The sequence below is a fragment of the Oceanicola sp. S124 genome, from assembly GCF_000220565.1.
In the GTDB taxonomy this organism is placed as follows: Bacteria; Pseudomonadota; Alphaproteobacteria; order Rhodobacterales; family Rhodobacteraceae; genus Pseudooceanicola.
In genome coordinates, this window is record NZ_AFPM01000182.1 from 1 (window position 1) to 22893 (window position 22893).

Consider the following 22893-nt stretch of genomic DNA (forward strand, 5'->3'; position numbering starts at 1 on the left):
TGGCCACGCTGGCCTCGGCACCCTCCTCGAGACCCGAGCCGATGGTCACCCGGCCGCAGCCCTCGACCGCCGAGGCGAGGGTCAGCACTGCGCCATCCGTGCCGACATAGACGCCGGAGCGACCGCGCAGCGGCTTGCGCACCTCGAGACCCGAGATCAGGTCGATGCTCTGTTCAGAGCCGGCACCGGCATCATGGGGCAGCACCCCGGGGGTGCGGGTGAAGCTGGCCTGCATCTGCTCGAGCAGGCGGGTGCGGCGCTGGCTGTCGCCAGCCGGCCAGACCAGGATGAAGCCCTTGATCTCGCCCTCTGCGAGGCTGGCCTCGGCATGGGTCACCACCGACGAGGACCGGCCCTCGATGCGGAAGTCGCTGCTGCCGCGCTGGCGCGGGCCGTCCTCGGGGACGATCTGGAGCGTCTGCAGGATGTCGTAGAGACCGTAGAGCGTGTCCTGGTCGCCCTCCTGGCTGATCAGGACCACCTGGGCCTGGAGGTCGCCGGTCGGGGCGTAGAAGGCGAAGGGGGCCTGGTAGCGGTCGAAATCGACCACCCCAAGGGGCATGTCCATGCGGATCCCGGCGCGGGCATCGGCACGGCTGGCAAGGCCCAGCCCGTCGAGGATGGCATTGTACTGGCCCAGCAGGTCTGCCCGCTGGGCGCTGGTCAGGATGCCGGTCGGCTCAAGCCCCTGGGTCTGCTGCCAGGCGGCCATGGCCGAGCGGGTGCCGCGCCCGAAGGCGCCGTCGATGGCGCCGTTGTAGACGCCGGCCCATTCCAGGGCGATCTGCAACTGGTCCCTTTCGGCCCGAGACAGCAGGGCCTCGCTCTGGCGTGCCTCAGCGGGGCTTTCATCGGGCAGGGCCGACAGGGCGGCGTCCAGGTCGGCCTGCGGGGCAGGGGCCTGTTGCGTTGTCGCGTCCTGTTGCGGGGCAGGGGCCTGGGGGGCGCTGCCGTCCTGCGGCGGATAGAAGCGCTCGGCGAACCACGAGGGATAGGCGATGTAGCTGTCCGGCGGAATGCGGCCCTCGGCGCGCAGCACGCGCAGCACCTGGCCGGCGTCGCCCCTCGAATAGGGCCCGAGGGCGACGGCGTGGAAGCCATTGCCCAGCGAGAAGCCCTTCACGTCGGAAAGCCCGCCCTCGTAGAAGCGGATGGCTTCAAGCGCCTCGGCCTGGCTGGGCAGGGCCTGGATCTGCACATAGACCTCGCCTGCGTCCTGGGCGGTGCCCCGCTGCGGGGCCAGCAGCAGCCCGAGGGAGAACGCCAGCGCGGCGAGCGGCGCGAATAGATACCGGATCATGAAATGCCTTTCCGTCAACTCTTTCACAGCCCGTTCTAGCCGCAGTTTCGGGGGGCGGGGCAAGGGCTTTGCGTCACCGGGCGCAGAACCGGGGCCGAAAGGGCCTCCGCTGCAACAGGCAATGGGCCGAAGGGCGCCGATCCGGCGGCGGCGCAGGAAGGGCCCCGGGCGGGGCGGCCCAAGGGCAGCCAGTCGGGGCGGGCGGAGCCAGAGCGGGGCAGCCCGGTCGGGGCTAGCCCATTGACCCTGTCCGCCCCCGCCCGTAATCAGGCGCGTAATCAGGCCCGGTTGCGGGCCACGACCCGGGCCGGTTCCACCGCCCGGCCGGCTGCGAAAGGGATGTCCATGTCCGAGACCCGCATCGAGAAACCGCGCTCCTTCCAGGAGATCATCCTGCGCCTGCAGGCCTATTGGGCCGCCAAGGGCTGCGCGGTGATGCAGCCCTACGACATGGAGGTCGGCGCGGGCACCTTCCACCCGGCGACCACCCTGCGCTCGCTGGGCTCCAAGCCCTGGGCCGCGGCCTACGTGCAGCCCTCGCGCCGTCCCACCGATGGCCGTTACGGCGAGAACCCGAACCGGCTGCAGCACTACTACCAGTACCAGGTGCTGATCAAACCCAGCCCGCCGGACCTTCAGGCGCTCTACCTCGGCTCGCTCGAAGCCATCGGCATCGACATGGAGCTGCACGACATCCGGTTCGTCGAGGACGACTGGGAATCCCCGACGCTGGGTGCCTGGGGCCTTGGCTGGGAGGTCTGGTGCGACGGCATGGAAGTCAGCCAGTTCACCTATTTCCAGCAGGTCGGCGGGCATGACTGCCACCCGGTCTCGGGCGAGCTGACCTATGGCCTCGAGCGTCTGGCGATGTACGTCCTCGGCATCGATCACGTCATGGACATGCCCTACAACGATCCGCAGGCCCCGATCGCGCTGAAATACGGCGATGTCTTCCGCCAGACCGAGCAGGAATATTCGCGCTGGAACTTCGACGTGGCCAATACCGAGATGCTGCTGAAGCATTTCGAAGAGGCCGAGGCCGAATGCGAGGCGATCCTGGCGCAGGCGCATGACGACCCGAAGACGGGCCGTCGCATCGTCATGGCGCATCCCGCCTATGACCAGTGCATCAAGGCCTCTCACCTCTTCAACCTCCTGGATGCGCGCGGGGTGATCTCGGTCACCGAGCGTCAGGCCTATATCGGCCGCGTCCGGGCTTTGGCGAAGAAATGTGCCGATGCCTTCGTGCAGACCGAGGCCGGGGGCTGGACGCCCGAAAGCGCCGCCTGATGCCGGGCCGTTTCCAGCTGGGCCGCGTGCTGATCGTCGCACTGGTGCTGACCGCCGTGGTGGCGGGCGGTGCCATCTACTACCTGCAGGAATACGCCTACTACGAGCGTCTGGAGGGCGAGGCCATCGCCCTGACCACGACCGACGGCACCCGGCAGCCCTTCCCTGCGACGGGTATCGAGGCCATTGATGCCTATTCCTCGCCGATCCGCTATCGCGCCTGCTTCACCTCTGCCGCGGCGACACCCGACATGTCGGGCTATGTGCCCTATCCCGGGGCGGAACCGCTGCAGGGGCCGCGCTGGTTCGGCTGCTACGATGCAAAGGAGATCGGCGCGGCGCTGGAGACCGGGCGCGCCACGGCTTACCTGTCGCAGCAGGACGTGAGCTATGGTGTCGACCGGGTCGTCGCCATCGACGCCGAGGGCCGGGGCTGGGTCTGGCACCAGATCAATCCCTGCGGCGCCGAGGTCTTTGACGGCCACCCCGCCCCCGAGGGATGTCCTCCGGTGCCCGAGGGGATCGCCCGGCAATAGGCGATGCCTCCGGCGGGAGTATTTTCAGCCTGGTGATGATGCAGGGGGCGGCCATGAGGCGGCCCCTTTCCTGTCGAGAGCGGGCACGCTCTTCGGGGAAAAGTGGGGAGCGTCTTCGGCGGAGGGCGGGGCCCGCGTCGAGGTCGGCATGGGGCCGGGGGAGGTATCTTGCCCGGTCCGGCAAGGCGCTGTTGCGGGCCGGCGGTCGCGGTGGCGCGGCGGGCCTGTCGGCCCTTTGCCGCCTCGCCCCCTCTGGACGCCCCGGCGCCCCTTCGTTATTCCCTGCCGGCAACCAGCGTGCCCCGGCACGCCCCAAGCACCGGATGGACGTGACATGCCCGATCTCCTGATCGAACTCTTCTCCGAGGAAATTCCCGCGCGGATGCAGGCCCGCGCCGCGGAGGAGCTGAAGAAACGCATGACCGACGGATTGGTCGAGGCCGGTCTGACCTATGCCGGGGCCTCTGCCTTCCACACCCCCCGACGCCTGACCCTGACGGTGCACGGTCTGCTCGCCGAAAGCCCCATGGTGCGCGAGGAACGCAAGGGCCCCCGGGTCGACGCGCCCGAGAAGGCCATCGAGGGCTTCCTGCGTGGTGCCGGCCTGAGCCGCGACCAGCTGGAAGAGCGCGACGAGAAGAAGGGTCGCGTCTTCTACGCCGTGATCGAGAAGCCGGGCCGCCCGGCCGCCGGGATCGTCGCCGAAGAGCTGGAAAAGATCATCCGCACCTTCCCCTGGCCCAAGTCCATGCGTTGGGGCGCGGGCAGCCTGCGCTGGGTGCGTCCGCTGCATTCGATCCTCTGCATCCTCTGCGATGAAGGAGGCGCGTCGGTCGTGCCGCTGGATATCGACGGCATCACCGCTGGCGACAGCACCGAGGGCCACCGCTTCATGGCGCCGGGCCGTTTCGCCGTGCGCGACTTCGAACATTACCAGACCGAGTTGAAGCGCCGCTTCGTGGTGCTGGATGCCGGTGAGCGCGCCGATGCGATCTGGCAGGAGGCCTCGAACCAGGCCTTCGCCTCGGGGCTGGAGCTGGTCGAGGACAGGGGCCTGCTGGCCGAGGTTGCGGGCCTCGTCGAATGGCCCGTCGTCCTGATGGGCGAGATCGGCGCCGAGTTCCTCGAGCTGCCGCCGGAGGTGCTGCAGACCTCGATGAAGGAACACCAGAAGTTCTTCTCGGTGAAGAACCCGAAGACCGGCCGGATCGAGCGTTTCGTCACCGTCGCCAACCGAGAGACCAGGGACAACGGTGCCACCATCCTCGCCGGCAACCAGAAGGTGCTTTCGGCGCGCCTGTCCGACGCCAAGTTCTTCTGGGAAAACGACCTGCGCGTCGCGCAGAAGGAAAAGATGCAGCCCTGGCGTGACCAGCTGGCCAATGTCACCTTCCATGCCAAGCTGGGCTCTCAGGCCGAGCGGATCGAGCGCATCGCCGCGCTGGCCGCCGAGATCGCCCCGGCGCTTGGCGCTGACGCCGACCTGGCCGCCGAGGCCGCGCGCATCGCCAAGGCCGACCTCTCCTCCGAGATGGTCTACGAATTCCCCGAGCTGCAGGGCCTGATGGGCCGCTACTACGCCGAGGCCGCCGGTTTCGCCCCCGAAGTGGCGGCTGCCTGCGAAGAGCATTACTCGCCCCTCGGCCCGACCGACGACGTGCCCTCGGCCAAGGTCTCGGCCACCGTGGCGCTGGCCGACAAGCTGGACACGCTGACCGGCTTCTGGGCGATTGACGAGAAGCCGACGGGCTCGAAGGATCCGTTTGCGCTGCGCCGTGCGGCTCTGGGCGTGATCCGGATTTTGCTGGAGCACAAGTCGGTGTTGCCGCTTCAGGCGACCTTCGTGAAATGCCATGGGCTTTCCGAGGACGTCGCCGCGGACCTGCTCTCCTTCTTCCACGACCGCCTCAAGGTCCATCTGCGCGACGAGGGCGTCCGCCATGACGTGATCGACGCCTGCCTTGCGATGCCGGGCAATGACGATCTGGTCTCGATGGTCGCCCGCGCCCGGGCGCTCTCCGAAGTGCTGGGCACCGAGGACGGCGCCAACCTGGTGCAGGGCTTCAAGCGGGCCAACAACATCCTGACCAAGGAAGAAGAGAAGGACGGCGTGGCTTACGAGTTCGGTGCCGACCCGAAATTCGCCGAGGCCGAGGAAGAGGTCGCCCTGTTCAACGCGCTGGAAGCCGCCAAGCCGAAGCTCGACGCTGCCAACAAGGCCGAGGATTTCGCCTCCGCCATGGCCACCCTCGCGACCCTGCGCGCGCCCATCGACGCCTTCTTCGAGGCCGTTCAGGTGAACACCGACAACGAGGTCGTGCGCCGCAACCGTCTGAACCTGCTGTCGACCATCCGCTCGACCGTGCTGCAGGTCGCCGACCTGACCCGGATCGAGGCCTGAACGCGCGGCGCCGCCGGAGGCCTCCGGCGGGAGTATTTTCAGCCTGGTGATGATGCAGGGCGTGCCTTCGGGCGCGCCCTGTCCGTTTCCGCGCCGACCCTGTTGCATCACCAGGCTGAAAATACTCCGGGGGGACCTCCGCAGGAGGTGGGGGCAGGGCCCCCTCCACCCTGTGGGCCGGGTGCAATGGCTGCCCGTCGCGATGCCGGGCCGCCGGGAATCTCCTTGCCCCGAAGCCCGCCACGTCTATGCTGCCCGCACCATCTCGCGGGCCCTTACGGCCCGTACTGGGGGGCCGGTGCCGCATCACGATCCGCATGTCACGCTCATCAGCGAAACCGCCCCCGTGGCGACCAGCACCCATGGCGGCAGGGCCAAGTGCCTGCAGCGCCTCGTGCGCCTGTCGCTGCCGGTGCCGCAGACCGTGGCGCTGTCCTTCAAGGCGGTCAATGACATCGCCGAGGGTCGTCTGCCGCCGATGGCCGACCTGCTGGATCCCTTCGGCGAGAACCCCTTGCTCTGTGTCCGGCCTTCCTCGGAGGATCCCGACTGGGGCGGCCCCTCGGCGGTGCTGAACATCGGCATGAACGACGCCACCCATGCCCGCCTGTCCGCCAAGATCGGCGCCGAGGCCGCCTCGGCCCTCTACAAGAGCTTCGTGCGGACCTATTCGGTGCATGTGGAACGGCTGGACCCCGACATGTTCGAGGATCTCTCCGCCTCGGGCCCCGAGGCGCTGGCCGAGGCCCTGCGCGCCTATCGCGAAGAGACCGAAGAGGATTTCCCCCAGGACGCGGGCGTGCAGCTGGCCGCGGTGCTGAAGAGCATGGCGCGGGCCTGGCGGGGTACCACGGCGCGGCTGCTGCGCCAGGCCAAGGGGGCGCCCGCGGATGCGGGGCTTGGCCTCGTGGTGCAGGAAATGGCGCTTGGCCTCGGCAACGAGGGGGAATGCGGCTCGGGCGTCATGCAGCTGGTCTCTTCGACGACCGGCCAGCCGCGGATCACCGGGCGCTATCTCAGCCAGTCGCAGCACCGCGAGGCGCTGCGCGAGGACAGCCGGTCGCTTTACCTCGCGCGGGACAAGCGCGGCCCCTCGCTGGAGGAGCTGGCCCCCGAAGCCTACGCCAAGCTGGCCGAATACTGCGAGCTGATGCGCTATCGCCTGCGCGAGGAGATGCAGACCGAGTTCACCATCGAGAACGGCAATGTCCACGTGCTGGATGCCCTGCGGGTGCAGCGCAGCTCGCGCGCGGCGGTGCGCATCGCCGTGGCCCTGGCCGAGGACGGGGTGATCCCGCGTGACGAGGCGCTGTGTCGGGTCGATCCCCGGGCGCTGAACGAGATGCTGCACCGCCAGGTCGACCCCGCCGCGCCGCGCGACGTGCTGGGCACCGGCATCGCCGCCTCGCCCGGCGCCGCGACTGGACGGTTGGTGTTTTCCGCCGCCGCTGCCCAGGCCGCCAAGGCGCGCGGCGAGGCCAGCATCCTGGTCCGGCGCGAGACCGGTCCGGAGGACATTCGCGGCATGCATGCCGCCGTCGCCGTGATGACGGAACGCGGCGGCATCACCTCTCATGCCGCCGTGATCGGGCGCGGGCTGGGCCTGCCCTGCGTGGTCAGCTGCTCGGGCCTGGGCTTCGACATGAAGCAGGAGCGCCTGAAGGCCGCCGACGGCAGGGTGCTGAAGGCGGGGGATATCGTCACCGTCGATGGCACCAACGGTGCCATCCTGGCCGGAGAGACGCCGCTGATCGAGGCGGCGCGCGACGATGCCTTCCAGGCGATGATGTCCTGGGCCTGGGACTATTGCGATATCGGCATCCGCGCCAATGCCGACACGCCCGCTGATGCCGAGGTCGCCCGCCGCTTCGATGCGCAGGGCATCGGCCTCTGCCGGACCGAGCACATGTTCTTCGATCCCGGGCGCCTGACGGTGATGCGCGAGATGATCTTCGCCGATGCGCCGGCCGACCGCCGCACCGCCCTGGACCGCCTGCTGCCCATGCAACGTGCGGACTTCACCGAGCTTTTCCGCATCATGCAGGGCAAGCCGGTCTGCATCCGCCTGTTCGACCCGCCCCTGCACGAATTCCTGCCCGCCGACCGCGCCGGCTTGCGTGAGCTGGCCGAGGCGCTGTCCCTGCCGCTGTCGGACGTGACCCGGCGGGTCGAGTCGCTGTCGGAATACAACCCCATGCTGGGCATGCGCGGCGTGCGCCTCGGCATCACCGTGCCCGAGATCTACGAGATGCAGGCCCGCGCCATCTTCGAGGCCACCATCGAGGCCTCGCGCGAGGGCGATCCGGTGGTGCCCGAGATCATGATCCCGCTGGTTTCGGCCAAGCGCGAGGTCGAGATGGTCAAGACCCGCGTCGATGCCGTCGCCGCCGCCGTGCGCAACGAGACCGGCAAGAACTTCACCTATCGCCTCGGCGTCATGGTCGAGACCCCGCGCGCCGCGCTGCGCGCCGGCGAGATCGCCCCCCATGCGGCCTTCCTCTCGTTCGGCACCAACGACCTGACCCAGATGACCTATGGCCTGTCGCGCGACGACGCCGGCAAGTTCATGTCGGCCTATGTCAAGCAGGGCGTGTTCCCCGAGGATCCTTTTCACACGCTCGACACCGACGGGGTGGGGGAACTGCTCATGATCGGGGCAGAACGGGGCCGTGCCGCACGTCCCGACCTGATCCTGTCGATCTGCGGAGAGCATGGCGGAAACGCCGAATCAATCGCCTTCTGCCGCGACGCGGGCTTTGACTATGTCTCCTGTTCGCCCTTCCGGGTGCCCGTTGCCCGGCTGGCGGCGGCACAATTGCGCATACGCCCGACATTGCCTCCACGGGCCTTCAAAACGTCCTGATTTCAGCAAGTTAAACTGCTTCTAAAAGTGTCGGAGTTATTAAGGTCTTGATAAGGAACGGCTGTTTGACTGGGGGTGGTCTGGACGCCTGAGGCACTTTTCGCTACGGAACCAGCCTGGCGGCGTCCTCGGGGCGTGCAATCATAGGTTGGTGACATGCGATTTCTGAACTCTCTCTTCCCGGTCCTGCTCTCGGCCATGATTGTTACGGGTGGCGCTGCCCAGGCGCAGAACCCGCTGACCGAGGCGATGCAGACCGAGGCCGAGGGGTTGAAATCGGTGCCTGATGCCCGCCTTACCTCGCTGCTGAAACGACCGCGCGCGGCCAGTGCCACCGGCATCGAATACTCGCGCGAGTGGCTGGCCCGGCAACCGGCCGCCAAGGGCGGGGACGAGTTCCAGTGCCTCGCCGAAGCGCTCTACTTCGAAGCCAGGGGCGAAAGCGTGAAAGGCCAGTTCGCTGTGGCCGAGGTGATCCTCAACCGTGTCGACAGCCCGGTCTTTCCGTCCTCCGTCTGCGGCGTGGTGCATCAGGGCACCGGGCGCAAGTTTGCTTGCCAGTTCACCTACACCTGCGACGGCCGCAAGGAAGTGATCCATGAACCGGCCGCCTATGCGCAGGTCGCCAAGATCGCCGCCGTCATGCTGGCCAAGGGCACCGAGCGCCCGCTGACCGACGGGGCGACCTTCTACCACACGCTGCACGTCAGCCCGAAGTGGTCGCGCAACTTCGACAAGACCGCCACCATCGGCGTGCATGAATTCTACCGGATGCCGACCCGCCTGACCCAGAACTGAGGTCGCGCTGCCCGGCGTGCCTCGCGCCCGCATCCCGGGGGCCGATGGCCCTCTCTGCGAACCTGTCGCCCCTGCCGCCGCTCGAGCTCGGCGAACTTCCTGCCGGATCCCTTCGCAGCTGCCCGCCGCTGCAGCACGTTTTGTGCGATATGTGACCGTTTGGAATTTATTCACGCATAGTCTCGGATTATCGCTGGAGTCGCCCTGCCATTCGGCGCAAACTTCCGGGGGCAACCCGTGCGCTGGTTGACCCTGTCCCAGCGAACGGAGCGACCGTGTCCCAGACTTCCCCAAGCACCGCCCCAAGGACCCCGGATACCGCCGCGCCAGCCGCCTGCCGGGCCCGGCCGCTGACGGCCGAAGCCTTTGCGCCCTATGGCGAGGTGGCCCGCGCCGGTGAGGGACAGGTGAAGCAGATCCGCGACGGGCAGGCGCGTCTCAGCAAGTCGCCCGCCGCGTTTCCGCATCTGCCCGAGGCCCCGGCGGCGGCGCTGGACTTCTACGAGGTGCAGCCGAACGCCCTGCCTCTGCGGGCGAGCATGATCGAGCGGCACCCCTTTTCGACCCAGCTCTTCTGCCCGATGCAGGGCGGGCGCTGGCTGGTCGCCGTCTGGCCCGAAGGGCCCGGAGGCGCGGTCGAGGCCTTTGTCGCCGGCCCCGGCGACGTGGTGACCTATCGGCCCGGCATCTGGCATCATGGTGTCGTGGCGCTGGACCGTCCCGCGACCTTCGCCTCGCTGATGTGGAAGACACCTGAAGGGCAGGGCGATACCGAGTTCGTGCCCCTGCCGGAGCCGGTCCTTGTCACCTGGCCCGAAGTCGAAGAGCCCGCGAACGGGACGGCTGGGGAATGAGCCTCCGCCTTGCTCTCGACCTTGGCGCGCGCTTTGCCGATTTCGTCGCCTGGGATGACGCCGGGGTGCGGATCGCCAAGCAGCCCAACGGGCCGGACCTTGCCGCGGTCCTGCGGGCCGGGCTGGCCGGCCTGGGCCTCTCCGCCGGCGACCTGCACAGCCTGCGCGTGGTCACCACGGCTCCGCTCAATGCACTGCTTGACCGCGCGCCGGCGCCAGTGGCGCTGCTGACCAGCCGGGGCTTCGCCGACACGCTGCGGCTCGGGCGCCAGAACCGCGCCGCCCTCTATGATCCGGTGGCGACCTCGCCCGCGCCCTCGTTCCTTGTGGCGCCCGGGCATATCCACGAGATCGGCGGCCGCCTTGCCGCTGACGGCACCGAGGTCGCGCCCCTCGACCTGGCCGACCTCGACCGCGCCATCGAGGCGCTGCAGCGGCTGGATGTCCGCGCCGTGGCGGTCTGCTTGCTTTTCTCGCATGTCGATCCCCGTCATGAACAGGCGGTGGCCGCGCGCCTGCGCGCCGCCTTGCCCGACGTGGCGCTGAGCCTCTCGCACCAGGTTGATCCGGCACCGAGGGAATACGACCGCACCGTTTCGGCGGTGCTGGACGCCTGGGTGGCCGCCCGGGCGCAAAGCCTGCTTGCCGAGTTGCGGGCCGGGCTGGGGCCCGCCTTCACCGGCCGGATCCTGCTGGGCGACGGGCGCGGCGTACTGGTGCCGGAAGAGACCTTCGCGCGCCGTCGCGCGCTGTTGCTGACCGGGGGCCCTGCTGCTGCTGCGCGGGCAGGGGCGGCCAGCGGCGATGCCGGCGCCGAACGGCTGATCCTCGACATCGGCTCGCAGAGCGCCGATATCGCCATGGTGCGGGGCGGAGAGCCGGTATCGGTCAGCCATGGCCGCTTTGCCGGGGTCGATCTGCGCGCCACCATGGTCGACATGGCCAGCCTGCCGCTTGGGGGTGCCCGTCGGGTGCGCCGAGACGCGGCGGGAGAGCTGCACTTCGATGCCGATGATGCTGCCGCACCCTCGCTGGACGATGCGCTGGCGGTGCTGGGGCTTCTTCCCGATGCCGACGGCGGGGCAGCGCGTCGCCTTGCCTGCCTCGGGGAGGATGACGGCGTCATGGCCTCGCAGATCGTGACGGCGGCGGCCCGCCAGGCGGCGCTGGCGTTGGTCGGCCATGCGACGCGGCGCAACCTCGATCCGTTGCGGGCAGAGCTTTGCGTCATGGGCGGCACGGGGCCGTTGCTGGCCACGGCGATCGCCGACCAGATCGGCCTGTCCGCTGTCATCGTGCCCCGGGCGCCGGGCGCCGCCGGGGCCATGGGCCTGGCCCAGGCCCCGCAGCGGCAAGAGGCGCTGCACCGGCTGGACCGCGCGCTGGACAGCCTCGACGACGCGGCGCTTGCAGAAGCGCTGGACCGGCTGGAGGCCGATGTTCCGGGCGGCGGGACGCCGGTCTTTACCCTGACCCTGGCCGCCCGGACGCAGATGCACCCGATCGAGCTGGTGCTGGAGGCACGCCCGGCCTCGGTCGCGGCGATCCGCGAGGAGCTGCGGCTGGCCTATGATCAGCTCTACGGCGTGACCCCGCCCGGCGCGGGGCATCTCTTCTCGCTCCGCCTGCACCGGGACAGGGCCGGACGGCTGCCGCCGATGAAACCTCTCGTGGCCGGGACGCCCGGGGGCGATGCGCCGCGCCTCCTGCCGACGGAGGCCGGGGCGATCCACCTGCCGGAGGGCTGGCAGGCCGTCGCCGGGGCAGGGGCATGGACACTGACGAGGATCCCGCGATGAGCGATACCCTGAAGATCCTGCAACTGCGCCTCGACGGGCTGGCCGAGACCATGCAGCAGACGCTGCTGCGCTGCGCCGTCTCGCCGGTGGTGCGCGAAGGGGCCGATGCCTCCTGCGCGCTGTTCTCGGCGCGGGGCGAGCTGCTGGCCCTGGCCGAGGCGATCCCGCTTCTGCTGGGGGCGCTGCCCGGCTCGGTGCAGGCGATCCTTGCGGCCTATCCGGCCTCGGGGATGCGCCCTGGCGATATCTACCTGACCAACGATCCCTTCTCGGGCGGCACCCACCTGCCGGATATCGCGGTGATCCAGCCGATCTTCGCCGAAGAGAGGCTTGTCGCCTTCTCCGCCAGCCTGCTGCATCACCAGGACATCGGCAGCACCCGCGCCGGTTCGGTCCCGCCCGATGCCAGCGAGATCTTCCACGAGGGCCTTTGCCTGCCGCCGATGCAGGCCGGGCGCGAGGGGCGTTTCGACGCGGCCTTCGGGCGGCTGATCGCGGTCTCGTCGCGGGTGCCGGACGTGGTCATGGGTGACCTCGAAACCCAGATCGCCGCCGGTTTCCGCGCCGCGCAGGGCGTGGCGCGGCTGGCCGCCGAGGCCGGGGCGGCCGCATTCCTCGCCGCCTGCGAGGCGCTGCTCGACCGGGCCGAGGCCGAGACCCGCGCCCGGCTGGCGGCGCTGCCCGCTGGGCCCTTCCGGGGCGAGGATGCGCTGGATCCGGTCGAGGGGCTGGGCCCCTGCGCGGCGCGGGTCGCTTTGAGCTTCGAGGCGGGCCAGATGATCGCCGACTTCGAGGGCAGCTCTGCCCAGGTGCCGGCGCCGGTGAACTGCGTGCGCTCGGGGCCCTTGTCTGCCTGTTTCTACGGGTTGCTGACGCTGATGGAGGCGGGGGCGCTGCGCAATGGCGGGGTGCTGCGCTGCCTCGAGCTGCGCCTGCCCGAGGCCAGCGTGGTCAATGCCGCGCGCCCGGCAGCGGTCAACGCGCGGATGAACATGGTGCGCTGCATCACCTCGGCGCTGCTCCAGGCGCTCAGCCAGGCTGATGGCGCGCGGATGCCTGCGGCCAACTCCGGCATGTCCTTCGTCATCGCCTTCTCGGGCACCGACGCCACCGGCAAGCGCTTCCTGTCGACAGAAATCGTCGCGGGCGGCGCCGGGGGCGGCCCCGGGGCGGATGGCTGCGCCGCGATCTCGACCGACGTGGGCAATGCGATGAACATCTCTGCCGAGGCGCTGGAGGCCATGGTGCCGATGCGCCTGCTCTCGGCCGAGATCCGGCGCGGCTCGGGCGGGGCAGGGCGCTTCCGGGGCGGTGACGGCGTGGCGCGCACCTACGAGGCGCTGGCCGACGGCATCGCGGCCTCGATCCGCGGAGAGCGCTTTGCCCGCGTGGCGCAGGGCGCCCATGGCGGTGGCGCGCCGAAGGGCTCGGCGGTGACGGTGTTGCGGACGGACGGGACACGCGAAGAGCTGAGCGCGCGCTCGGCGATCACGCTGAACCGGGGCGACCGGGTGGTGATCGAAAGCTCGGGCGGGGCCGGCTACGGCGCCCCTTAGGGCAGGGCGGTCCGGGGCGGGCGGCCGAGATGGAAAACGGGCGGCAGGATCCCTCCTGCCGCCCGTTTCCGTCGTGTCAGTCGTCGTCTTCGGACCGTGCCACGGGATTGCGGCGCAGCAGGCGGGCGCGCAGGCCCGGCAGGAAGACCGAGGCGAGGAACAGCAGGCTGAGGGCCATGAAGATCGAACTGATCGGGCTGGTGAAGAACACCGTCGCATCGCCGCGCGACAGCAGCATGGCGCGGCGGAAGTTCTCCTCCAGCAGCGGCCCGAGGATGAAGCCCAGCAGGACCGGCGTGGCCGGGAAGCCGAAGCGCCGCATCAGGGTGCCCAGCACCCCGAAGCCCAGCACGACGAAGATGTCGAAGACATTGTTGTCGGCCGAGAAGACGCCGACGCAGATGAAGACGAGGATGCCGGGGTAGAGCAGGTTGTAGGGCACGCTGAGCAGCTTCACCCACATGCCGATCAGCGGGATGTTGAGCACCAGCAGCATCAGGTTGCCGACCCAGAAGCTCATGATCAGGCCCCAGAACATTTGCGGCTCCTGGTTGATCAGGTTCGGGCCCGGGGTGATGCCGTGAAGGATCATCGCGCCCATCAGGACGGCGACCACCGCATCGCCGGGAATGCCGAGGCTGAGCATGGGAATGAAGGCCGACTGGACGCTGGCGTTGTTGGCGGCCTCCGGGGCCGAGATCCCTTCCAGTGCGCCCTTGCCGAACCGCTCGGGGCTCTTGGAAATGCGCTTCTCGGTGGCATAGGCCATCAGCGAGGCAATGCCCGGCCCGGTCCCCGGCAGCGCCCCGACGAAAGAGCCGATGGCCGAGCCGCGCAGCGTCGGGTTGACGATCTGCTTCCACTCGGCCCGGCTTGGCAGCATGTCGGCAAAGCGGATGCGACCGACGTCGCGGATCACCGACTGCGGCTGGCGGATGTTCGAGATGATCTCGGCCACGCCGAACAGGCCCATGGCCACGGCGACGATCGAGAAACCGTCCGCCAGCTCGAACAGCCCGAAGGTAAAGCGGAACTGGCCGGTGTTCACATCGGTGCCGACCATGCCCAGCAACAGGCCGAAGACCACCATGGACAGCGCCTTCATCGGCGAGCCGAGGGTCATGGTCGAGGCGGCGACGAGGCCGAGCAGCATGACCGAGAAGTAATCCTCGGCGCCGAACTTCAGGGCAAACTCGGCGATGGTGGGGGCGAAGCCCATGACCAGAACGATGGCGAAGGACGAGCCGACGAAGCTGTTGATGGCGGTGACGAAGATCGCCAGCGGCGCCTTGCCCTGCTGGGCCATCGGGTAGCCGTCAAGGCAGGTGATCGCGGCGGTGGCGGTGCCCGGCAGGTTCAGCAGGATCGAGGCGGTCGAGCCGCCATATTGCGCCCCGTAGAAGATGCCGGCCAGCATGATCAGCGCATCGGTCGGGTCGAGGTAGTAGGTCAGCGGCAGCGCCAGCGAGATCGCCGCGAGGGCGCCGATTCCCGGCAGGACGCCGACGAAGGTGCCGATCGAGACCCCGATGAAGCAGTAAAGCAGTGCGTGCCAGGTCAGCGCAGTCGCCAACCCGGTCTGAAATCCCTGTAGCAGATCCATCAGGAGGCTCCGAAGGCGTTCAGGGGCAGGCCGAGGCCCCAGATGAAGACGGCGGTGCCCAGGGCCGAGATGAGCAGGGCGGCGAGGGCCAGCCGGCGCCAGTCGCGGCCGCGCTCGCAGAGGGCGCAGATGGCGAAGAGGATCAGCGTCGCGGGCACGAAACCGATGTGCTCGACCGTCATGGCGAAGATCAGGATGGCGATGGCGGTGCCGAGCAGGGCACCCCAGGGGAAGGGATCCTCATCGGGGTCATCGCGGGGCGCGGTCGCGGGGGCCGCGTCGCGGCGCTGCTCGGCACTGGCCTCGATCAGCACCCCGAGGCCCATCAGGACCAGAAGGCAGGCCAGGCCGAGGGGGAAGAAGCCGGGTCCGGGGCGCAGCACCGAACCGAGCGGATAGTTGAGCGATCCGGCGGCGATCGCGGCCCCGAGAAGGACCACGGTGACACCGGGGAGATAGGCGGCGAGGGGAGATTGGGTCAAGGCACGGTTCCGGGGATGAGAGGGCGTGCGAATCGCCGACGGCTGCGGGCCGCCGGCGGTCTGTGCTTAGGCGCTATGATAGGGCCGGGTCACTGCTTCAGGCCAGCCGCATCGACGACCTCGGTCCACTTCTCGACCTCCGAGGCGATGAAGGCCTTGGAATCGACGGGTGTCATGCCCTCGACCAGGAAGCCGCGCTCGCGGAACATGGCCTGCAGCTCTTCGCCTTCCAGGGCCGAGGTGACGGCGCCGTAGAGCGTGTCCAGCGTCTCGGTCGGGGTGCCGTCGGGGGAGAAGAGACCCTGCCACGAGAAGGCGGCATAGGCGGGCAGGCCCGCCTCGGCGATGGTGGGCACGCCTTCCAGCAGGAAGTGCTCTTGCGTGCCGGTGACGCCGAGGGCGGTCAGGCGGCCGGTGCCGATGTATTCCGAGGTCACGAGGATGTCGCCGAACATGGCGTCGATGCGCCCGCCCAGCAGGTCCTGCAGCGCGGCGGCAGAGCCGGAGTAGGGCACATGCAGCAGCTTGGTGTCGGACTCGAGCCCGAAGAGTTCGCCAGCCATGTGCATCGAGGTGCCGACGCCGGGGGTGCCATGGGTGAAGGTCTCGGGGTTCTCGGCAGCATAGGCCAGCACGTCCTCGACCGACTTGAAGTCGCTCTCGCTGTTGACCACCAGCACAAGCGGAGACGAGATCACGATGCTGACCGGGTCGAAATCGGTGACCGGATCGTAGGGCAGGTCATCGCGCAGCGCGGCGCTGATCGCGTTCGAGCCGGTGACCCCCATCAGCAGGGTATAGCCGTCGGCATCGGCATTCGCGACGTAGTTGGCGCCCACGGTACCGCCGGCGCCGCCACGGTTCTCGACCACCACGGGCTGGCCGAGCTGGGCCGAGATGCTCTCTCCCAGCTGGCGGGCCAGCAGGTCGGTCGAGCCGCCGGGGGGGAAGGGCACGACGATGGTGATCGGCTTCTCGGGGAAGCCCTGGGCGGCAAGGGGGGCGGCAAGGCCGGTCATCAGGGCCAGGGCGGCCGCGCCGGTCGTCAGGAAGGTTCGCTTGAGCATTGTTTGTCCTCTACTCTGTTGGAAGTGGCCCTTTGCGGGCCTGTTGTCTTCTCTTTGCCCCGACTGGCCTTCTAGCGGGCCAGTCCCCTTCGGAAACGCTCGGGGCTGAAGGGGGTAAGGTCAATCTCGGGGCTGCGGCCCGAGATCAGGTTGGCCAGCTCGCGGCCGGTGGTGGCCCCGCCGCACATGCCGACGTGCCCGTGGCCGAAGCCCAGCCAGGCGTTCTCGACCCGCTGCGGGCGGCCGATCACGGGCATCGAGTCGGGCAGGCAGGGGCGATGGCCCATCCATTCGGTGAAGCTTGCCGTCCGCATCCCGGGGAACATGGTCTCGCCGACCCTCAGCAGCGATTGCGCCCGCGCGTAGTTGGGCGGCTCCTTCAGCCCGGCCAGTTCCACGGTGCCGGCCAGGCGCAGCCCCATGGCCATCGGGTTGACCATGATGTTCTGCTCGACGGCCATGACGTTGCGGTTCAGCGAGATGCCGGGATCCTGCACCGTCACATGGTAGCCGCGCTGGCTTTCCAGCGGCACGCGGGTGCCCAGCATCCGCGCCAGCTGTGCCGACCAGGCCCCTGCCGCCACGACCACGCCGTCCACCGCCAGCGTCTCGCCCGAGGCCAGCTTCAGCGCCCGGACGATGCTGTCGCTCAGATCGAAGCCGGTCACCCCGTCGTACAGATGCTCGGCGCCGTCGCGGATCGCCTGGGCGTAGATCGCCTTGACCAGCGCCGAGGGATCCGGGGTCGAACCATTGTCGGGCGCATACTGGCCGAAGCCGAAAGAGCCGCGCAGATCGGGCTCGAGCTCGAAGAGCGCCTCGGCCTCGAGTTCCTGCATCTCGACGCCGAGATCGCGACGAAGATTTGCGCCCCATGCCCATTTTTGCGCCATGTCGCGCGAAGAATAGACGTAAAGACAACCGTTGCGCCGCACCATCGACATCGCCCCGGCGCGTTGCAGCAGCGGCTCGTAGGCCTCGAACACCGGGCTGAGCAGGCCGCGCATGGCGCCGGCGATGCGGGTCACCTCGGCTTCGGTGGAATGGCGCAGGAACTGCATCAGCCAGGGCAGGACCCGCGGCAGGTAGTGGCTGCGGATCACCAGAGGCCCGTCGGGATCCAGCAGCCATTTCGGCACTTTCTTCCACATTCCGGGCATCGCGACAGGCAGAACGGCGGACGGAGAGATAGAGCCCGCATTGCCGAAGGAACAGGCCTCGCCCGCCTCGCGCGGGTCGATGAAGATCACCTCGTGGCCGTCCCGCTGCAGCCAGCCTGCCGTGGCGACGCCCACGATTCCCGTTCCGATAATTCCGATGCGCATGGGGCAGGCTGTCCTTGGTGGTCCCTATTGCGAGGATTGTTGAGTGCGGGATGTCACAATACAAACAAAATGAATTTGCAGATCCATCAGGAAACCTTATGCCTCTCTCGCTTCGTCAGATCCGCGCCTTCCTCGCCGTTGCCGAGGCCGAAAGTTTCACCGCCGCCGCCGAGCAGCTGAACCTGACGCAATCCGCGGTCAGCATGCTGGTGCGCCAGCTCGAGGCCGACCTGAAGATCCCGCTGTTCGAGAGATCGGGGCGCGGCGCGCATCTGACAGAGTTCGGAGCCAGCATCCGCCCGACCGCGCTGCGCGTGCTGTCGGATGTCGGCAACATCGCCGATGCGGCGGCCGACCTGCGCTCTCTGCAGCGGGGCCATCTGCGGGTGGCGATTCCGCAGGTGCTGGGCTGCTGTTGGCTGCCCGAGGTGCTGGGCGCCTTCCGCGAGGCCTTCCCGGATGTCGAGGTCAGCATCCACGAGGCCTCGGGCGACGGGGTCACCGAGCTGGTCGAGACGGGGGCGGTCGAGATCGGCATCGGCCCCGAGCGGCCGCTGGTCGCCGGGGTGGTGGGGGACGTGCTCTGGCATGTGCCGATGCAGCTGGTGGTCGCGGCGGATGCGCCGGGGATGCAGCCGGGGCGCGCCCCCTCGGCGCGGGACCTGCGGCGGATGCTGTGGATCAGCTACTCGGATGAATTCAGCGGCATCATCAACCGCACCCTGCTGGGCGAGCCCGAAACGCCCCGACCGCAGGACATGCGGGTGCTCGGCCTGATGAGCGCCATGGCGATGATCGGGCGCAGCCGCTACGTCACCGTGGCCCCGGCCTATGCCGGGCTTTTCGCCGATGTCTTCGGCGTGCGCTTCCTGCCGCTTGAGGGGCCGGCGAACCAGCGCCGCTTTCTCTACTACGTCCGGGCGCGCCACGACCTGTCGCCTGCTGCCGAGATGTTCCTGACCATGGCCCGCGAGGCCGGGCCGAAGGGGGCCCTGCGCGAAGCCTGAGGTGAGGCCCGAGGTGATGGCAGGGGCGGGGGCGCGGGCTGGATCAGCGCAGCGCGGCGGCGATCTCTCCGGCGTGGCGCTGCAGGATCTCGGTCAGGCGGGGGTAGTCCTCAGGGGTGACGGTGCTCATCGGCTCCGAGAAGCCGAGAGCCGCCTCGGCGCTGCCCATGGCGCCAAGCGGGACCGAGATGCCGACCGCGCCGGCCTCGAACTCGCCCGCGACGATCGAGACACCGCTGGCACGGGTGTCCTGAACGGCGGCGGCGATGCGGGCGCGGTCGGTCAGCGTGTCGGGGGTGAAGCGCTCGACCGGGCAGGTCTCGATCATCTCGCGGGCCCAGTCCTCGCGGCCCCAGGCCAGCAGCATCCGCCCGATCGAGGTGCTGAGCAGCGGCAGGCGGCTGCCGACGGTGAAGCCGAAGGTGTAACGGGTGTTCTGCTGTGCCGACTGCGCCACGTAGACCGCCGAGGGTCCGTCGCGCATGGCGAGGCCGACGCCATAGCCCAGCTCTCGGGCGCAGAGCTCCATCAGCGGTTGCACCTGGCGGCCGAACTGGTTGCCGCGCAGGAAGCCCGAGCCCAGCACCAGCACCCGCGGGGTCAGCGAATAGCGGTTCTCGTCCTTGCGCACATAGCCGAGGTGGACCAGCGTCAGCACCAGCCGGCGCACCGCGGCACGCTCGATGCCCGTCAGCCGGGCGATGTCGGCAAGGGACAGGTGGCTGTGCGTTTCGTCGAAGGCCCGCAGGACGGTCATGCCCTTGATGAAGGTCAGCGAGAGGTCCTTGGTTGGAATGTCCGACTGCACGTTTTCTGACCCCGTCCCTTGTCGCCCATACATCAGGCATAAAACTTTCGTCCCAACGTATTGCCCACCGAAAGACGCCCCCGCAAGCTTTGTCTGACTTGACAGGGTAATGGTATATCCACCATGTGGTATATTATCGAACACTCGACGTAAGAACGACGTACTGGGTCCTTCTGAATCCAGTCGCAGATCCAACACGGGAGACCCCACCACATGCTGAGACCCCTTGCCGTTTCCGGCGTCCTGGCCATCGCCATGACTGCCGGCGCCCAGGCGGAAACGCTGCGCTACGCCCACTTCATGTCCGCCAACAGCTGGCAGAATCAGGTGATCTTCGAAGACTGGGCCGCGGCCGTCGAAGAGGCCGCCGGTGAAGACCTCGACGTTCAGGTCTTCCCCGCCCAGACCCTGGGCAAGGCGCCCGCGGGCTATGACAACGCGATGATGGGCATCGCCGACATCGCCTGGACCGTGCAGGGCTACACCGCCGGCCGCTTCCCTCTCAGCCAGATCATGGAGCTGCCGGGCCTCTTCGACACCGGCGCCGTCGGCTCCTGCGCCTTCCAAAAGCTCTATGACAGCGGCGCGCTGGATGCGGAATACGACGAGACCCACGTGCTCTTCGTGCACACCCATGATCCGGGCCACCTGCACACCGCCGACACGCCCGTCTCGACCCTGGCCGACATGAAGGGCCTGAAGCTGCGCCGCCCGACCCAGGTGGTCGGCACGCTGCTGGAGAACCTCGGCGCAGAGCCGGTCGGCCTGCCGGCCCCCAACACCTACGAGGCCCTGCAGCGCGGCGCCATCGACGGCTACATGCTGCCTTGGGAAAGCGTCGAGAGCTTCCGCCTGGCCGAGCTGTCGAACTACCACACCGAGTTCGGCTTCTATGCCCTGGCCTTCGTCGCGACGATGAACAAGGCCAAGTACGAAAGCCTCTCGCCCGAGGCCAAGGCCGCCATCGATGCCAACTCGGGCATGGAATGGGCCGTGACCGCGGGCCGTGGCTACGACGAGGCCGGTGCCAAGGTGCTGGCCGAGCTGCGCGAGACCTCGACCGTGATCGAGCTGTCCGATGAAGAGCGCGCGATCTGGAACGAGGCGGCCCAGGCCGCGTCGGATGCCTATATCGCCGAGCTTGATGGCATGGGCCTGCCCGGTACCGAGACCTACGCGGCCGTGAAGGGTTACGTCAGCACCTGCGAAGCAGAGCTGAACTGATCCAACTGGCCGATCCGGGCGTCTGCCCGGACCCCGGACGGGTCGCCTCTGCGGCCCGTCCAAGCGCTTCATCCAAACTTCGGAACAGCCAATGATAGTAGCTACGATCCGTCGGATCGCCCGCCTGCTCGAGGCGGCAAGCCTTGCCCTCGGTGCGCTGTGCCTTCTCTACATGGTCTGTGTCGTCGGCCTGAACGTGCTGGCCCGCATCGTCTTCGATGCCACCGGCACCGCGCTGAACCTGATGATCCCCGGCGCGATCGAGCAGGTCTCGTACCTGCTGGGCATCGTTGCCCTGGCGGGTCTGACCGCCTCGCTGTCCCATGGCATGATCGCCGTCGACTTCCTGGTCGCGCGGCTGCCGCAACGGGGACAGGCGCTTGTCGCGCGCTTTTGGTTCCTCGTGCTGCTGGCGCTGGCCCTCGTGCTGTGCTGGCTGTTCTACGAGGACATGCTGGCCACCTTCGCCCGCGGCGAGGAAAGCCAGGACCTGCGCATCCCGATGTTCCTGATCTACGGTCTTGCCACGCTGCAAAGCCTCGCCCTGGCCGTCGTGGCCCTGCGCGAGATGCTGATCAGCCAGGGTGACCACGGAGAGATTGCCTGATGACTCCCCTGTTGATCGGCTATGCCTGCATCGCCGCCATGTTCGTGATCCTGATCCTCGGCGCGCCCATCGGGCTGGCCATGGTCACGGTCGGTTTCGTCGGTTTCTCGGCGATCATCGGCATGACCCCGGCGCTGGCGGTACTCAAGACCGCCACCTTCGAGACCATCACCAACTATTCCTACACGCTGATCCCGCTGTTCCTGCTGATGGGAAACCTGATCTCGCGGTCGGGCGTGGCCACGGACCTGTTCCGCGGCGCGCTGCAGCTGACCCGGGGCTGGTCCGGCGGGCTGGCGGCGGCGGGCATGACCGCCAGCGCCATCTTCTCGACCGTCTCGGGCTCGTCTCTGGCCACCGCCTCGACCATGACCCGCGTCGCCTACCCCGAGATGAAGGCCCATGGCTACGATCCGCGCCTGGCCACCGGATCGCTGGCGGCGGGGGGCACCCTGGGCATCCTGATCCCGCCCTCGATCGCACTGATGCTCTATGCGCTGATCACCGAGCAGTCGGTGGGCACCATGTTCCTTGCGGGCATCCTGCCCGGCATCCTGGCCTTCGTCCTCTATATTGTCACCATCCTGATCATGTCGCGCATCTGGACGCCGGACCCCACGGTCGTCCCGGCCCCCGAGGTCGAGACCCGGCCCGCGCGCCGCTTCGAGACGCTGCGCCTCTTCGCGCCGGCCATCGTGCTGTTCGGACTGGTGATGGGCGGGCTCTACGGCAACTTCTTCACCCCGACCGAGGCCGGTGGCGTCGGCGCCGCCCTGTCGCTGGTCTTTGCGCTGTGGCGCCGGGTGCCGCGCGCCGAGCTGGTCGCGGCCTTCGTCGAGACCATCGTCACCTGCGGGTCGATCTTCCTGATCCTGATCGGCGCCGAGGTCTTCGGCTTCGTCCTGTCCACCTCGCAGCTGTCCAACGCGCTGGTCGATTTCCTCGGCAGCAGCGGCTTCGGCAGCTGGGAAGTGCTGCTGGTGATCCTGGTCTTCTACGTCATCCTCGGCTGCTTCATGGAAAGCCTGGCGATGATCCTGCTGACCGTGCCGATCTTCTTCCCGGTGATCCTCGCCAACGGCTTCGATCCGATCTGGTTCGGCGTCATCGCCGTGGTCACGGTCGAGCTGGGCATGATCACCCCGCCCGTGGGCATGAACCTCTTCATGGTGAAGAGCGCCTCGCAGGGCACCAAGCTGTCGACGATCATGACCGGGGTGATCCCCTTCGTGATCACCGATGTCATCCGGCTGGGGATCCTACTGGCCTTCCCGGCAATCTCGCTTCTGCTGACGGGCAGGCTCTGACATGGTCGTGCATCATGGGGCAGGGGCCCTACAGTCGGTAAAGCAACAGCAGGTCAACACGTCAGG

At 68.6% G+C, this 22893-nt stretch carries 18 protein-coding genes; 12 read left to right on the forward strand and 6 right to left on the reverse strand.

Translation table 11 applies throughout. The features are described 5' to 3' along the window. Nucleotides 1-1300, reverse strand: a 1300-nt coding sequence (locus tag OS124_RS24570) for a peptidoglycan-binding domain-containing protein (RefSeq protein ID WP_010140090.1), incomplete at its 3' end; no start/stop codon positions are given. A gap of 345 nt (nt 1301-1645) precedes the next feature. Between OS124_RS24570 and OS124_RS0112880 the strand changes: the two genes are divergently transcribed. The 8 genes from OS124_RS0112880 to OS124_RS0112915 all read left to right on the forward strand — a co-directional run bounded on the left by OS124_RS0112880 (nt 1646) and on the right by OS124_RS0112915 (nt 13397). Then, the gene (locus tag OS124_RS0112880; protein ID WP_010140091.1) at nt 1646-2590 is read left to right on the forward strand and encodes a glycine--tRNA ligase subunit alpha; all 945 of its coding nucleotides are present in this window, start codon (nt 1646-1648) and stop codon (nt 2588-2590) included. Next, the gene (locus OS124_RS0112885; RefSeq protein ID WP_010140092.1) at nt 2590-3126 is read left to right on the forward strand and encodes a DUF6446 family protein; all 537 of its coding nucleotides are present in this window, start codon (nt 2590-2592) and stop codon (nt 3124-3126) included. Before OS124_RS0112880 ends, OS124_RS0112885 begins: the two co-directional genes overlap by 1 nt. 382 nt (nt 3127-3508) lie before the next feature. After that, on the forward strand, nt 3509-5527 hold the full coding sequence (gene glyS / locus OS124_RS0112890) for a glycine--tRNA ligase subunit beta (protein ID WP_443189684.1): 2019 nt from the start codon (nt 3509-3511) through the stop codon (nt 5525-5527). 298 nt (nt 5528-5825) lie between these two features. Beyond that, on the forward strand, nt 5826-8390 hold the full coding sequence (locus tag OS124_RS24575) for a putative PEP-binding protein (protein WP_010140094.1): 2565 nt from the start codon (nt 5826-5828) through the stop codon (nt 8388-8390). Between the two features lie 156 nt (nt 8391-8546). After that, complete coding sequence (locus OS124_RS0112900) at nt 8547-9188, forward strand: cell wall hydrolase (RefSeq protein WP_010140095.1); 642 nt, start codon at nt 8547-8549, stop codon at nt 9186-9188. Between the two features lie 275 nt (nt 9189-9463). Further along, nucleotides 9464-10042, forward strand: a complete 579-nt coding sequence (locus tag OS124_RS26100; protein ID WP_050900876.1) for an ureidoglycolate lyase — start codon at nt 9464-9466, stop codon at nt 10040-10042. Beyond that, nucleotides 10039-11841: a hydantoinase/oxoprolinase N-terminal domain-containing protein gene (locus OS124_RS27010; RefSeq protein ID WP_010140098.1), complete on the forward strand. Its 1803-nt coding sequence runs from the start codon at nt 10039-10041 to the stop codon at nt 11839-11841. Before OS124_RS26100 ends, OS124_RS27010 begins: the two co-directional genes overlap by 4 nt. Further along, the gene (locus OS124_RS0112915; RefSeq protein WP_010140101.1) at nt 11838-13397 is read left to right on the forward strand and encodes a hydantoinase B/oxoprolinase family protein; all 1560 of its coding nucleotides are present in this window, start codon (nt 11838-11840) and stop codon (nt 13395-13397) included. Before OS124_RS27010 ends, OS124_RS0112915 begins: the two co-directional genes overlap by 4 nt. A gap of 76 nt (nt 13398-13473) precedes the next feature. Here OS124_RS0112915 and OS124_RS0112920 read toward each other — a convergent pair whose 3' ends face one another. From OS124_RS0112920 to OS124_RS0112935, 4 genes are all read right to left on the reverse strand, one after another. Beyond that, a complete protein-coding gene (locus OS124_RS0112920; protein WP_010140103.1) occupies nt 13474-15000 on the reverse strand; it encodes a tripartite tricarboxylate transporter permease in 1527 nt (508 codons plus the stop codon). Then, nucleotides 15000-15482 carry a tripartite tricarboxylate transporter TctB family protein gene (locus tag OS124_RS24585; RefSeq protein ID WP_010140104.1) on the reverse strand — a complete coding sequence of 161 codons (483 nt, stop codon included), beginning with the start codon at nt 15480-15482 and terminating at the stop codon, nt 15000-15002. Before OS124_RS24585 ends, OS124_RS0112920 begins: the two co-directional genes overlap by 1 nt. 89 nt (nt 15483-15571) lie before the next feature. Continuing rightward, entirely contained in the window at nt 15572-16549 is a 978-nt protein-coding gene (locus OS124_RS0112930; protein ID WP_010140105.1) for a Bug family tripartite tricarboxylate transporter substrate binding protein, read from the reverse strand. A gap of 71 nt (nt 16550-16620) precedes the next feature. Further along, nucleotides 16621-17874, reverse strand: a complete 1254-nt coding sequence (locus OS124_RS0112935; RefSeq protein WP_010140106.1) for an NAD(P)/FAD-dependent oxidoreductase — start codon at nt 17872-17874, stop codon at nt 16621-16623. A 98-nt stretch (nt 17875-17972) separates the two neighbouring features. On the opposite strand from OS124_RS0112935, the gene OS124_RS0112940 reads away from it, so the two are divergent. Next, nucleotides 17973-18881 carry a LysR family transcriptional regulator gene (locus OS124_RS0112940; protein ID WP_010140107.1) on the forward strand — a complete coding sequence of 303 codons (909 nt, stop codon included), beginning with the start codon at nt 17973-17975 and terminating at the stop codon, nt 18879-18881. A 43-nt stretch (nt 18882-18924) separates the two neighbouring features. On the opposite strand, the gene OS124_RS24590 is transcribed toward OS124_RS0112940, so the two are convergent. Beyond that, nucleotides 18925-19689 carry an IclR family transcriptional regulator domain-containing protein gene (locus OS124_RS24590; protein WP_010140108.1) on the reverse strand — a complete coding sequence of 255 codons (765 nt, stop codon included), beginning with the start codon at nt 19687-19689 and terminating at the stop codon, nt 18925-18927. 213 nt (nt 19690-19902) lie between these two features. On the opposite strand from OS124_RS24590, the gene OS124_RS24595 reads away from it, so the two are divergent. From OS124_RS24595 to OS124_RS0112960, 3 genes are all read left to right on the forward strand, one after another. Continuing rightward, nucleotides 19903-20913, forward strand: coding sequence for a TRAP transporter substrate-binding protein (locus OS124_RS24595; RefSeq protein WP_010140109.1), 1011 nt, complete (start codon nt 19903-19905; stop codon nt 20911-20913). Nucleotides 20914-21004: 91 nt separating this feature from the next. Continuing rightward, entirely contained in the window at nt 21005-21520 is a 516-nt protein-coding gene (locus tag OS124_RS0112955; protein ID WP_010140110.1) for a TRAP transporter small permease, read from the forward strand. Next, on the forward strand, nt 21520-22827 hold the full coding sequence (locus OS124_RS0112960) for a TRAP transporter large permease (protein ID WP_010140111.1): 1308 nt from the start codon (nt 21520-21522) through the stop codon (nt 22825-22827). The genes OS124_RS0112955 and OS124_RS0112960 overlap by 1 nt, the downstream gene beginning before the upstream one ends. Nucleotides 22828-22893: the final 66 nt, after the last annotated feature.

Excerpts from the sequence above, each read along its gene's own strand:
- OS124_RS0112880 (WP_010140091.1), top strand. The coding sequence starts at position 1,646 with ATGTCCGAGACCCGCATCGAGAAACCGCGCTCCTTCCAGGAGATCATC.
- OS124_RS0112885 (WP_010140092.1), top strand. The coding sequence starts at position 2,590 with ATGCCGGGCCGTTTCCAGCTGGGCCGCGTGCTGATCGTCGCACTGGTG.
- glyS (WP_443189684.1), top strand. The coding sequence starts at position 3,509 with ATGCAGGCCCGCGCCGCGGAGGAGCTGAAGAAACGCATGACCGACGGA.
- OS124_RS0112900 (WP_010140095.1), top strand. The coding sequence starts at position 8,547 with ATGCGATTTCTGAACTCTCTCTTCCCGGTCCTGCTCTCGGCCATGATT.
- OS124_RS27010 (WP_010140098.1), top strand. The coding sequence starts at position 10,039 with ATGAGCCTCCGCCTTGCTCTCGACCTTGGCGCGCGCTTTGCCGATTTC.
- OS124_RS0112915 (WP_010140101.1), top strand. The coding sequence starts at position 11,838 with ATGAGCGATACCCTGAAGATCCTGCAACTGCGCCTCGACGGGCTGGCC.
- OS124_RS0112920 (WP_010140103.1), bottom strand. The coding sequence starts at position 15,000 with ATGGATCTGCTACAGGGATTTCAGACCGGGTTGGCGACTGCGCTGACC.
- OS124_RS0112930 (WP_010140105.1), bottom strand. The coding sequence starts at position 16,549 with ATGCTCAAGCGAACCTTCCTGACGACCGGCGCGGCCGCCCTGGCCCTG.
- OS124_RS0112935 (WP_010140106.1), bottom strand. The coding sequence starts at position 17,874 with ATGCGCATCGGAATTATCGGAACGGGAATCGTGGGCGTCGCCACGGCA.
- OS124_RS0112940 (WP_010140107.1), top strand. The coding sequence starts at position 17,973 with ATGCCTCTCTCGCTTCGTCAGATCCGCGCCTTCCTCGCCGTTGCCGAG.
- OS124_RS24595 (WP_010140109.1), top strand. The coding sequence starts at position 19,903 with ATGCTGAGACCCCTTGCCGTTTCCGGCGTCCTGGCCATCGCCATGACT.
- OS124_RS0112955 (WP_010140110.1), top strand. The coding sequence starts at position 21,005 with ATGATAGTAGCTACGATCCGTCGGATCGCCCGCCTGCTCGAGGCGGCA.
- OS124_RS0112960 (WP_010140111.1), top strand. The coding sequence starts at position 21,520 with ATGACTCCCCTGTTGATCGGCTATGCCTGCATCGCCGCCATGTTCGTG.